A 13,898-nucleotide genomic window follows, 5' to 3' on the forward strand; every position below is an offset into this window, starting at 1 on the left:
GCCACTCGACCCGATACCGCCACTCATCAGCGGTGAACCGATCCTGCTGCTCCCTACGCCACGCCGACAACCGAGGCAGCACAGCACTCAACGGATCGTCGGACGACACATCCAGCGTCCGGGCGAAGTCCGCGACGTCGCCGTCCTCGACGGCCTCCCAGAAGTGCGCCTCCACCGGAGACATCCGCCCAACGCCCTGGCCGACAGGCGCGGCGTCCAGCCAGAAGCGCTCACGCTGGAACGCGTACGTCGGCAGATCCACCCGACGGGCTCCGCTGCCGGCGAAGTAGGCGGCCCAGTCGACCGCTGTCCCGCGCACGTGCAGAGCGGCGACGGTGGTGACGAGCGCGGTCTCCTCGGGCCGGTCCGCGCGCAGCGCGGGCAGGAACACCGCGTCGGGCGCACTGCCCAGGCCGAGAGCGGTCAGCGTCCCACCGGGCCCGACCTCGACGAACACCTCTGCGCCCTGCTCGCGCAGTGCCACGACCGCGTCGGCGAACCGCACCGATTCACGCACATGACGGACCCAGTACTCGGGCGACGCCAGCTCCTCGGCCGTGGCCGCCCGGCCCGTCAACGTCGACACGATCGGAATCGTGGGCGCCTCGAACGTCACGCCCTCCAGCACCCGGCGGAAGTCGTCCAGCATCGGGTCCATCAGCGGCGAGTGGAACGCATGGCTCACCCGCAGCCGCGTCACCTTCCGCCCCGCCTCACGCCACCGCTCGCCCACAGCCTCCACATCAGCGGCGACACCCGACACGACGACCGACGACGGCCCATTCACCGCCGCGATACCCACCGTCTCCGGCAAGTCCGCCGCAACCTCGGCCTCCGTCGCCTGGACCGCCACCATCGCGCCACCCTCGGGTAACGCCTGCATCAGCGCACCCCGGGCCGACACCACCTTCACCGCATCCGCCAGCGACCACACACCCGACACATACGCGGCAGCCAACTCACCGATCGAGTGACCCGCCAGCACATCGGGGCGGACACCCCAGGACTCCAGGAGACGGAACAGGGCCACCTCGACCGCGAACAGCGCCGGCTGCGTCACCCCCGTCTCGTTCAGGGCGTCCGTGTCCTCGCCGAACAGCACCTCACGGACCTCGGGAACCAGGAGATCCAGCACCTCGTCCAAGGAAGCGGCGAACACCGGGAAACGGGCCGCCAGTTCACGACCCATGCCCAGCCGCTGCGAACCCTGACCCGAGAACAGGAAACCCAGCAGGCCGGTGACGGCGGACCCCGTCACCACACCTGCCGTCTGCCTGCCCTCCACCAGCGCGGTCAGGGCGGCAAGCCGGTCCTCCGGGCCGTCCGCGACGACAACGGCGCGCTGCTCCAGCGCCGCTCGTGTCGTGGCGAGCGAGAAGCCCACGTCCACGGGGTGCGCGCCGAGCGCGCCGGAACGGAGCCGTTCGGCCTGTTCCCGCAGCGCTTCCGCGTTGCGGGCCGACAGCACCCACGGCACCGGTCCGCCCGGCTCGGGCGCCACGGCGGGAGCCGGCTCCTCGGACTCCGGGGCCTGTTCGATGATGGTGTGCGCGTTGGTGCCGCTGACACCGAAGGACGACACGCCCGCGCGGCGCGGGCGGCCCGTCTCCGGCCACGGCTGGGACCGAGTCAGCAGTTCCACGGCGCCTGCCGACCAGTCCACGTGTGTCGAGGGCTCGTCGACGTGCAGGGTGCGGGGCAGTACGCCGTGCCGCATCGCCATGACCATCTTGATGACACCCGCCACACCGGCCGCCGCCTGTGTGTGACCGATGTTCGATTTCACCGACCCCAGCCACAGCGGCTGCTCGGCGGCCCGGTCCTGGCCGTAGGTGGCGAGCAGGGCCTGGGCCTCGATCGGGTCGCCGAGCTTCGTGCCCGTGCCGTGCGCCTCGACCGCGTCGACGTCACCCGGGGCGAGCCCCGCGCCGGCGAGGGCCTGACGGATCACGCGCTGCTGCGAGGGGCCGTTCGGCGCGGTCAGGCCGTTGGAGGCGCCGTCCTGGTTCACCGCGGAACCCCGTACGACGGCGAGGATCTGATGGCCGTTGCGCTGCGCGTCCGACAGGCGCTCCACGAGCAGCATGCCGACACCCTCGCCCCAGCCCGTGCCGTCGGCGGCATCGGCAAAGGCCTTGCAGCGGCCGTCCACCGACAGCCCGCGCTGGCGGCTGAACTCGATGAACGAGCCCGGCGTCGACATCACGGTCACACCGCCGACGAGGGCCATCTCGCACTCGCCCTTGTGCAGGGACTGCACCGCCAGGTGCAGGGCCACGAGCGAGGACGAGCACGCCGTGTCCACCGTGACGGCCGGGCCCTCCAGGCCGAACGTGTACGAGAGGCGGCCGGAGATGACGCTCGCCGAGATGCCCGTGCCCGCGTACCCCTCGACCGTCTCCTGGGCGGCCATCAGCAGCGTCGCGTAGTCCTGGCCGTTGGTGCCGACGAACACGCCGGAGCGGCTGCCCCGCAGTGAGGTGGGGTCGATGCCCGCCCGCTCGAACAGCTCCCAGGAGGTTTCGAGGAGCAACCGCTGCTGCGGGTCCATCGCCAGCGCCTCGCGCGGCGAGATCCCGAAGAAGCCCGCGTCGAACTCCATCGCCTCGTGCAGGAAGGCACCTTCGCGTGCGTAGGTGGTGCCCGAGTGGTCGGGGTCCGCGTCGTAGAGCGACTCCACGTCCCAGCCCCGCTCGACGGGGAATCCGGACACCGCGTCCGCACCGGACTCGACCAGCCGCCACAGGTCCTCGGGCGAGTGGGCGCCACCGGGGAAGCGGCAGCTCATGCCGACGATCGCGATCGGCTCGCTGGCCTTCTCCTCGACCTCGCGCAGCCGTTGCTTGGTCTGCCTCAGGTCGGCGGTCAGGCGCTTCAGGTAGTCGAGGACCTTGTCGTCGGTCGACATGTGCGTGCTGCCCCTCTGGGTGTGTGTCCGTGCCCGTGTTGATGGGAGTCCGTGCAGGCTGGTCCTGGGGACAGCCCGTGACGGCTGGTGCTGGTGCCAGTCCGTACTGGCTGATCAGGACTTTCCGAGTTCCTCGTCGATGATGTCGAAGACGTCGTCGAGGGTTGCCGAGCTCAGGTCGTCCGCCGCGGCCTCGGACTCCTGCTCGTCCCATGTGGACAGGAGCGAGCGGAGCCGGAGCCGGATGTCCCCGGCGAGCGCGTCGTTCGGGTCGAGCTTGGACATGGTGATCGTCAGTTTGTTCAGTTCGCTGAGCACCGTCGCGGCGGGCGAAACCCGGTCGGCGACGACCGTCGTGCGCAGGTGGGCCGCGAGCGCCGCGGGGGTCGGGTGGTCGAACACCAGGGTGGCGGGCAGCCGTGAGCCTGCTTCGGCGTCGAGCCTGTTGCGCAGCTCGACGGCGGTCAGCGAGTCGAATCCGAGTTCCTTGAACGCCCGGTCCGCCTCGACGGCTTCCGGTCCCGCGAAGCCGAGGACGGCCGCGGTGTGCGTGCGCACGAGGTGCACCAGCGCCCGGTCCTGCTCCGGCTCGGTGAGGCCCGCGAGCCGCTGGGCGAGCGGGACCGCTCCGTCGCCGGACCGCGCGGACCGGCGGGCCGGGGTGGGCACCAGGCCGCGCAGCAGCGGCCGGACCCGCTCCGGGTGGGCCCGGAGCGCGGTCAGGTCGATCGCGGCGGGTACCGCGGTCGCGGCCCCGGTCGCGCATGCCGCGTCGAACAGGGCCATGCCGTCCGTGGAGGACAGCGGCACCATGCCGCCCCGCTCCATCCGCTGGACGTCGGCGTCGTCGAGGTGGCCGGTGATGCCGCTGGCCTCGGCCCACAGGCCCCAGGCGAGTGACGTCGCGGGCAGTCCCGCAGCCTTGCGGTGCTGCGCGAGCGCGTCGAGGTAGGTGTTGGCGGCCGCGTAGTTGCCCTGGCCGGGGCCGCCGAACACACCGGCGGCCGCGGAGAACAGCACGAACGCGGTGAGGCCGGTGTCCCGGGTCAGCTCGTGCAGGTGGTGTGCGGCGTCGGCCTTGGGGCGCAGCACCGCGTCGACCTGGTCCGGGGTGAGGGATTCGATGACGCCGTCGTCCAGGACCCCCGCCGTGTGCACGACGGCGGTCACGGGGTGCTCCGCGAGGAGTGCGGCAACCGCGTCGCGGTCGCTCACGTCGCAGGCGGCGACCTCGACCCGCGCGCCGAGCGCCTGGAGTTCCCGGCGCAGTTCCTGCGCTCCCGGTGTGGCCGTGCCGCGCCTGCCGGTCAGGACCAGTTCGCGGACTCCGTGCCGGGTGACGAGGTGCCGGGCGGTCACGCCGCCGAGCACGCCGAGTCCACCGGTGATCAGCACCACGCTGTCGGGGGCGAAGGCCGTCGCGTCGGGTGCGTCGGCCGGAGCGGCGAGCCGGGCGAGCCGGGCCACCGTGGCGACTCCGTCCCTGATCGCGATCTGCGGTTCCTCGGTGGCCACGGCGACGGGCAGCTTGCGCAGCGACTGCTCGTTCCCGTCCGTGTCCACGACGTCCACGAGGACGAACCGCGCCGGGTGCTCCGACTGTGCCGAGCGGACCAGTCCCCACGCGGGAGCGCGCACCAGGTCCGGTACATCCTCGTCCGGCCCGGCGGCGACCGCGCCGCTGGTGAGCAGCACGAGCCGGGACTCGGCGAACCTGTCGTCGGCGAGCCACCGCTGGAGCAGGGCGAGGGTGTGGTGGGTGGCCTCGCGGGGTGTCGTCGCGCTCGCGCCGGGGGTCACGGTCACGTACCGGGGTGGGGGCGTGCCGCTGTCGACGGCGGCCAGCAGGGCGGCCAGGTCGGCATGTTCGTCGACCTGTTCGCCGGCGGCGGTGAGCGCGTGGGCCAGACGGCCCGTGTCGCCGCCGAGCACCGCCCAGGTGCCGGTGTCGGGGGCGGCGTCCTGGGTCGGGACCCACTTCACGTCGAACAGCGAGTCGCGGTGCGCGGACCGGGCGAGGTTGAGCTGGTCGGCCGAGAGGGGCCGCAGGCTCAGCTCGTCGACGGCGGCGACGGGCTCGCCGGTGCCGTCGGTGACGAGCACGGCCACGGCGTCCACGCCGACGGGTGTCAGCCGGACGCGCAGCGCCCTCGCGCCGGTCGCGAGGAGTCGTACGCCGGCCCAGGAGAACGGGAGCCCGTCCGAGCCGACGCCGAGCCCGACGGCCTGCAGCGCGGTGTCCAGGAGTGCGGGGTGCAGGCCGAAGCCGTCGTCCGCGAGGCCGTCCGGCAGCACCACCTCGGCGAACACCTCGTCGCCCTTGCGCCAGGCGGCGTTCAAGCCCTGGAAGGCGGGGCCGTGGTCGAGGCCGGAGGTGGTGGCGGTGGCGTAGAACGTGTCCAGGTCGACCGGTTCGGCCTCGCTGGGCGGCCAGGCGACGAGCGTGTCGGTGACGGGTTCCGCCTGGGCGGCCAGGGCGCCCGTGGCGTGGCGGGTCCAGTCCCCGCCCTCGTCCCCTCGGGAGTCCACGGTGAAGGCCCGCCTGCCGGAGGCGTCCGGTCCTTCGAGGCTGAGCCGCAGTTGGACTCCGTCGCGTTCGGGCAGCACCAGGGGCGTCTCCAGTACCAGGTCTTCCAGGCAGGCGCAGCCGACGTGGTCACCGGCGCGCAGCGCGAGGTCGACGTAGGAGGCGCCGGGGAGCACCGCGGCGCCGAGGACGCGGTAGTCGGTGAGCCAGGGGTGGGTGCGCAGGGACAGCCTGCCGCTGAACACGAGGCTCTCGGAGTCCGGGAGTTCGGTGACGGCGGCGAGCACGGGGTGGTCGACGCGTCCGAGGCCGGCCGATGTGACGTCGCCGGAGGCGGTGTGCGTCGTGGTGGGCCAGAAGCGCAGGCGCTGGAAGGGGTAGGTCGGCAGGTCGGCCCGGCGTCCGCCGGGCGTCTCCCACTCCACCCGTCCGCCGCGGACGAACAGGCCGCTCGCCGAGGTCGTCAGCCGGGTCAGGCCGCCGTCCCCGCGGCGCAGGGAGCCGACGACGACACCGTCGGCGCCGACCAGTTCGCCGAGGCCGGCGACGAGCACCGGGTGGGGGCTGACTTCGACGAAGGCCGTGAAGCCCTCCGCCACCAGGGCGGAGACGGAGTCGGCGAACTCGACCGTCTGCCGCAGGCTGCGGTACCAGTACGCGGCGTCCATCTCGCGAGTGTCGAGCAGGCCGCCGTTGAGCGGGGAGTAGTACGGCACGTCACCGGAGCGCGGCGCCACGTCCGCGAGGCCCTCCAGGAGGTCCCCTTCGATGCGTTCGACGTGGTGGGAGTGCGGGGCGTAGTCCGCGAGGACGCGGCGCGCCCAGACCCCCTTCTCGGCGCAGGCCTCGACGAGTTCGTCGAGCGCGGCGAGGTCACCGGACACGACGACGGAGGCGGGGCCGTTCACCACGCCGATGGCGAGCTGTCCTTCCCAGCGGGTGATCAGCTCCCGCGCGCCGTCCACGTCGAGTGCGACCGACACCATGCCGCCCTGGCCGGACAGCGTGCTCAGCGCCTTGCTCCGCAGGACGACCAGGCGTGCCGCGTCCTTGAGGGTCAGGGCGCCCGCGACGCAGGCCGCGGCGATCTCGCCCTGCGAGTGGCCGAGGACGGCGCTGGGCTCGACGCCCCACGACCGCCAGGTGGCGGCCAGGGACACCATCACGGCGAACAGGGCGGGCTGGACGACGTCGAGGCGTTCCATCAGGTCGGCGTCCTGGATCGCGTCGAGCAGTGACCAGTCGATGAACTCCTCCAGGGCCGCGGCGCACTCCTCCATGCGCGTGCGGAACACCGCGGAGGACTCCATCAGGTCCCCCGCCATGCCGAGCCACTGCGTGCCGTGGCCGGGGAACACGAACACCGGGCCGGTGCCGCGGTTCTCCGCCACGCCGGTCACGACGTTCGGGGCCTCACGGCCGTCGGCGAGAGCGGTGAGGCCGGAGAGGAGATCCTCCCGGTCGACGCCCACCACGACGGCCCGGTGGTCGAACGTGGAGCGGGACCGCAGCGAGTGGGCGATGTCGGCGACCGGCGCGGCCGCCTCCTGCGCGCATTCCTCGCGGAGCCTGGCCGCCTGTTCCCGCAGCGCCTGCGGGGAGCGCGCCGACAGGACCCACGGCAGGACACCCCCCGTCTGCCGCGTCTCGGCGTCGGTCCCGGCCGGCGTCGCCCGGGGGGCCTGCTCGATGACGGTGTGCGCGTTGGTGCCGCTGAACCCGAACGACGACACACCCGCCCGCCACGGCCGGTCCACGGCGGGCCAGTCACGCTCGTCGGTGAGCAGGCGCACCGCGCCCGCGGACCAGTCCACGTGCGACGACGGCTCGTCCACGTGCAGGGTGCGGGGCAGCACGCCGTGCCGCATCGCCATGACCATCTTGATCACACCGGCGACACCGGCGGCGGCCTGCGTGTGACCGATGTTCGACTTGATCGAGCCGAGCCACAGCGGCCGGTCGTCGGGGCGGTCCTGGCCGTAGGTGGCCAGCAGCGCCTGCGCCTCGATCGGGTCGCCGAGCTTCGTGCCCGTACCGTGCGCCTCGACCGCGTCCACGTCGGCCGGGGCGAGCCCCGCGCTGGCGAGTGCCTGCCGGATGACCCGCTGCTGCGAGGGGCCGTTCGGCGCGGTCAGGCCGTTCGACGCGCCGTCCTGGTTCACCGCGGAGCCCCGTACGACGGCGAGGATCTGATGGCCGTTGCGCTGGGCGTCCGACAGGCGTTCCACAAGCAGCATGCCGATGCCCTCGCCCCATCCGGTGCCGTCGGCCGCGTCGGCGAAGGCCTTGCAGCGGCCGTCGACCGCGAGCCCGCGCTGGCGGCTGAACTCGATGAAGGCACCCGGTGTCGACATCACGGTCACGCCGCCCGCCAGCGCCATCTCGCACTCGCCCTGGTGCAGTGCCTGCACCGCCAGGTGCAGCGCGACCAGCGACGACGAGCACGCCGTGTCCACGGTCACGGCCGGCCCCTCAAGACCGAACGTGTAGGAGAGACGGCCGGACATGACGCTGGCCGCGCTGCCCGTCGCCACGTGCCCGCCCACGTCCTCGGCGGCCTGGTCGAGGACGAGGCCGTAGTCCTGCACGTTCGAGCCGACGAACACGCCGACCCGCTCGCCACGTATCGCGTTCGGGTCCATTCCGGCCCGCTCGAACGTCTCCCAGGAGGTCTCCAGGAGGAGTCGCTGCTGCGGGTCCATCGCCAGCGCCTCGCGCGGCGAGATCCCGAAGAAGCCCGCGTCGAAGTCCGCGACGCGGTCGAGGAAGGCGCCCATGCGGCTGTACGTGGTGCCCACCCCTTCGGGGTCCGGGTCGTACAGCGCCTCCAGGTCCCAGCCGCGGTCGGCCGGGAACTCCGACACCGCGTCGCCGCCGGACAGCAGCATCCGCCACAGGTCCTCCGGGCCGGATACGCCGCCGGGGTACCGGCACGCCATCGCGACGATCGCGATCGGCTCGTCGGTCACGCCCGGCGCGGCGAGGTCCGCTGCCGGGAGCGACCCGCCGTGCGGTTCCAGGACCGCCGTCAGCAGGTGTTCGGCGAGCGCCGCGGGGCTCGGGTAGTCGAAGACCACGGTCGCGGGCAGGGTCAGGCCGGAGTCGGCGGCCAGCCGGTTGCGCAGTTCCACGGCGGTCAGCGAGTCGAAGCCCAGTTCGCGGAACGCCCGGTCGGGGTCCACCGCGCCGGCCGAGGCGTGCCCCAGGACGGCGGCGGCCTGCGCGACCACGAGGCCGCGTACCAGCTCCTTCTGCTTCGCCACGTCCAGGCCGGCGAGGCGGCGGCGCAGCTCGGCGCCCTCCTCCTCGGATCCGCCGGACCCGCCGGACCCGTTGGCTGCCTCCGCCCGGTCGGCGATCGCGTCGCGCGCCTCGGCCAGGTCGGCGAGCAGCGGGCTGGGCCTGCCGATGGTGAACGCGGGCGCGAACCGCTCCCAGTCGACGTTCACCACGACCGTGCTCGCCGTGCCGCCGCCGACCGTGTCGGCGAGGGCGCCCACCGCGAGCTCGGGCGGCAGCGCCGGGAGCCCGCGCCGGGACAGCTGCCGCTGCGCCTCGTCGTCGGCCATGCCGCCCCCGGCCCAGGGGCCCCAGGCAACCGCGGTGGCCGGCAGGCCGCGCGCGACGCGGTGCTCGGTGAGCGCGTCGAGGTAGGCGTTCGCGGCGCTGTAGGCGACCTGGCCGCCGCTGCCCCAGATGCCGGCGATCGAGGAGTACGACAGGAACGCGTCGAGGGGTGTGTCGGCGAGGAGTTCGTGCAGGTGGGCGGCGCCCGCCACCTTGGCGGTGACCACGTCGGCGAAGCGCGCGAGGTCCGTCTCGTCGACGGGGACGCTGTCGTTGAGCCCGGCGGTGTGCACGACGGCACGGACCGGGTCACCGGCGGCGGCCAGGCCGTCGAGCAGGGCGGCGAGCCGTTCCCTGTCGGCGATGTCGACGGCGGCGACCGTGACGCGCGCGCCCAGCTCGGCGAGCTCGGCGTTCAGCCCGGCGGCGCCTTCGGCCTCGGGGCCGCGCCTGCTCACCACCACGACGTGCTCGGCGCCGTGCGCCGCGAGCCACCGGGCGGCCCGCGCGCCCAGGGCGCCCAGACCTCCGGTCACCAGGACCGTGCCGCGCGGCGTCCAGCCGGGGCCCGCGGTGGCCCGCCCGGCGCGCCGGAGCCGGCGCGTGAACACGCCGGTCCCGCGTACGGCGACCTGGTCCTCGGTTCCACCCAGCAGCCCGCACAGCCGTGCGGCCACCGGCTCGTCCACCGTCTCCGGCAGGTCTACCAGGCCGCCCCAGCGGTCGGGGTGCTCCAGCGCCGCGGCGCGGCCGAGACCCCACACCATCGACTGCGCGAACCCGGCGACCGCGTCGTCCTCGGTCGCCGACACGGCACCCGACGTCACGCACCACAGCGGCGCCTGTACGCCCGCGTCGCCGAGCGCCTGGACCAGCGCGAGGGTGGCCGCGACGCCGTTCGGCACCGCGGGGTGGTCGGGGTGCGGCGACTCGTCGAACGCCAGCAGCGACAGGACGCCGCCGACCTCCTCACCCGCGGCGGCCGTGCGCAGCGCTTCGGCCAGCCCCTCGCGGTCCGCCCCGTCGGCCTCCACCGCGACGAGCGCCAGGCCATGGTCCTCCAGCAGCTTGCCCAGCGCAGCGGCACGTTCGTCACCCGCGGGCGCCACGGCCAGCCAGGTGCCCGGGAGAGGACTCGTCGCCGGGTGACCGACGGCCTTCCAGTCGACGGTGTAACGCCACTTGTCCAGGGCGGACTTCTCGCGGCTCCGGCGCCGCCACGACGACAGCAGCGGCAGGACCGCGCGGAGCGAGTCGGTCGCCCCGTCCTCGGTGATCCCCAGGGACGATGCGAGCGCGCTCGCCTCCTCGCTGTCCACCGCGGCCCAGAACTTCGCCTCGTCGGCGTCCGCCGCGGCCTCGCTCCCGCCGGGACGGGCGTCCAGCCAGTAGCGCTGGTGCTGGAACGCGTACGTCGGCAGGTCGACGCGTCGGGCCCCGCTGTCCGCGAAGCAGGCGTTCCAGTCGACCGCCACGCCCCGCGCGTGCAGCGCGGCGACCGTGGTGACGAAGGCGGCCTCCTCGGGCCGGTCGGCGCGCAGCGCGGGCAGGAACGCCGCGTCGGGCGCACTGGCCATCCCGAGAGCGGACAGCGTTCCACCGGGCCCGACCTCGACGAACGCGGTCACGCCCTCGTCCCGCAGCGTGCTCACGGCGCCGGCGAACCGCACCGGCTCCCGCACGTGCCGCACCCAGTACTCCGGCGAGGCCAGCTCGTCGGCAGTCGCCCGCGCACCCGTCAGCGTCGACACGATCGGAATCGTGGGCGCCTCGAACGTCACGCCCTCCAGCACGGCGCGGAAGTCGTCCAGCATCGGGTCCATCAGCGGCGAGTGGAACGCATGGCTCACCCGCAGCCGGGACACCTTCCGCCCCGCCTCACGCCACCGCTCGCCCACAGCCTCCACATCAGCGGCGACACCCGACACGACGACCGACGACGGCCCATTGACCGCCGCGATACCGACGGTCTCCGGAAGGTCCGCCGCAACCTCGGCCTCCGTCGCCTGGACCGCCACCATCGCACCGCCCCCGGGCAGCGCCTGCATCAGCCCGGCACGGGCCGACACCACCTTCACCGCATCCGCCAGCGACCACACACCCGACACATGCGCGGCAGCCAACTCACCGATCGAGTGACCCGCCAGCACGTCCGGCCGCACACCCCACGACTCCAGCAGCCGGAACAGGGCCACCTCGACCGCGAACAGCGCCGGCTGCGTCACCCCCGTCTCGTTCAGCGCATCGGCGTCCTCGCCGAACAGCACCTCACGGACCTGCGGCTCGAACTCCGCAAGCACCTCGTCCAGCGCCTCGGCGAACACCGGGAACCGGTCGGCCAGTTCACGCCCCATGCCCAGCCGCTGCGAACCCTGACCCGAGAACAGGAAACCCACCCGGTGCGGGGCGGCCTCGCCGATCACGACACCGGGCTCCTGCCGTCCCTCGGCGAGAGCCGCGAGGGCCGACCGGAACCCGTCGGGCTCGGCGGCGACGACCACCGCGCGGTGGTCCAGGGCCGCCCGTGACGTGGCGAGCGAATAGCCGACGTCGACGGGGGCGTGCTCGTCCACGACGGACAGCAGGCGCTGCGCCTGGCCGCGCAACGCGCCCTCGTCGCCCGCCGACAGCACCCACGGCACCGGACCACCGTCGTGCGTCGTCGGCTCCGGAGATTCCGCCGGCTCGACGACAGGGGCCTGCTCGATGATGGCGTGCGCGTTCGTACCGCTGAAGCCGAACGACGACACGCCCGCCCGCCACGGCCGGTCCGCGGCAGGCCAGGGGCGATCCTGCGTCAGCAGCTCCACCGCACCGGCGGTCCAGTCGACGTGCGGCGACGGCTCGTCCACGTGCAGCGTGCGAGGCAGGACGCCGTGCCGCATCGCCATCACCATCTTGATCACACCCGCCACACCCGCGGCGGCCTGCGTGTGACCGATGTTCGACTTCACCGAGCCGAGCCACAGCGGCCGGTCCTCGGGCCGGTCCTGGCCGTACGTCGCCAGGAGGGCCTGGGCCTCGATCGGGTCGCCCAGCTTCGTGCCGGTGCCATGGGCCTCGACCGCGTCCACGTCGGCGGGGGCGAGCCCCGCACTGGCGAGCGCCTGCCGGATCACTCGCTGCTGCGAGGGGCCGTTCGGCGCGGTCAGACCGTTCGACGCACCGTCCTGGTTCACCGCGGAACCCCGGATCACCGCCAGGACCTGGTGGCCGTTGCGCTGGGCGTCCGACAGCCGCTCCACGAACAGCATGCCGACGCCCTCGCCCCAGCCGGTGCCGTCGGCGGCGGCGGCGAACGCCTTGCAGCGGCCGTCCACCGACAGGCCGCGCTGCCTGCTGAACTCGATGAAGGCACCCGGCGTCGACATCACCGTCACGCCGCCCGCGAGCGCCATCTCGCACTCACCGGCGCGCAGGGCCTGCACCGCCAGGTGCAGCGCGACCAGCGACGACGAGCACGCCGTGTCCACGGTCACGGCCGGCCCCTCGAAGCCGAACGTGTACGAGAGACGGCCGGAGGCCACGCTGGCCGCGTTGCCGGTCGCCATGTAGCCGCCCACGTCCTCGGCGGCCGTGCCCACCACCAGCCCGTAGTCCTGGGCGTTCGAGCCGACGAACACGCCGACGCGCTCGCCGCGCAGCGACGCGGGGTCGATGCCCGCGCGCTCCAGCAGTTCCCAGGAGGTCTCGAGCAGGAGCCGCTGCTGCGGGTCCATGGCCAGCGCCTCGCGCGGCGAGATCCCGAAGAAGCCCGCGTCGAACCCGCTCACGTCCGACAGGAACGCGCCCGACCGCAGATACGTGGTCCCCACCGAGTCCGGGTCGGGGTCGTACAGCGCGTCCAGGTCCCAGCCGCGGTCGGCCGGGAACTCCGACACCGCGTCGCCGCCGGACAGCAGCACCTGCCACAGGTCGTCGGGGCTCGACACGCCACCGGGGAACCGGCAGGACATCGCCACGATCGCGATCGGCTCGTCCGCCAGGCCCGACACGGCCGCGGGAGCCGCGGAAGTGAGGTCCACGCCGGCGCCGGACAGTTCGGCGCGCAGATACACGGCCAGTTCGGCGGCGGTCGGGTAGTCGAAGACCAGGGTCGCGGGCAGAGCGACACCCGTGGCCTCGCTCAGCCGGGTGCGCAGCTCCACCGCCGTCAGCGAGTCGAATCCCAGGTCCTTGAAGGCACGTGTGGCGGAGAAGGCGTCGGCCGAGACATGGCCGAGGACCGTGGCCGCCTCGTACCGGACCAGGTCGGTCAGCTGCCGCTCCTGCTCGGCCTCGTCCAGGCCGGCGAGCCGCTGCGCCAGAGCCGAGGATCCCTGCTGCGCCGACGTGACCTCGAACGCGGCACGTACCTCGGGCAGTTCACCCAGCAACGCGCTGGGCCGCTGCGCCATGAAGGTGCCCGCGAACCGCTCCCAGTCCACATCGGCGACGACCACGTTCCCGTCTCCACGCTCCAGGGCCGTGGCCAGGCCCACCACCGCCACCGCCGGAGTCATCGTCGACAGGCCCCAGCGGTGCAGCAGCGCGGCCTGCTCGGTGGTGGCGACCATGCCGCCACCGCCCCACGGGCCCCACGCCACCGCCGTAGCAGGCAGACCCGCAGCCCGGCGGTGCTCGGCCAGGGCGTCCAGGTAGGCGTTGGCAGCCGCGTACGCCCCCTGGCCGCTGCTGCCCCACACGCCGGCGATCGACGAGAACAGCACGAACGCGTCCAGCGGTGTGTCGGCAAGCAGCTCGTGCAGGTTCCTCGCGCCGTCGACCTTGGCCGCCAGCACCTCGGCGAGAGCGTCCGCACCGAGATCGGCGAGGGCGGCCGAGCGCTCGATGCCCGCCGTGTGCACGACCGCGCTCAGCTCCGGAACGCTCTCCAGCAGCGCCGCGACCGACTCC

Annotated in this window: 2 protein-coding genes; both read right to left on the bottom strand. The window is 73.7% G+C overall.

The features are described from left to right. A partial coding sequence (locus ACFZCP_RS45515) for a beta-ketoacyl synthase N-terminal-like domain-containing protein (RefSeq protein WP_391443059.1) occupies positions 1-2,908 on the bottom strand: 2,908 nt, incomplete at its 3' end. A gap of 114 nt (positions 2,909-3,022) precedes the next feature. Further along, positions 3,023-13,898: type I polyketide synthase (locus ACFZCP_RS45520; RefSeq protein WP_391443061.1), on the bottom strand; the 10,876-nt coding region annotated here is incomplete at its 5' end.

Origin of the sequence: Streptomyces sp. NPDC007971 (assembly GCF_042958635.1) — a bacterium.
Classification (GTDB): Bacteria; Actinomycetota; Actinomycetes; order Streptomycetales; family Streptomycetaceae; genus Streptomyces.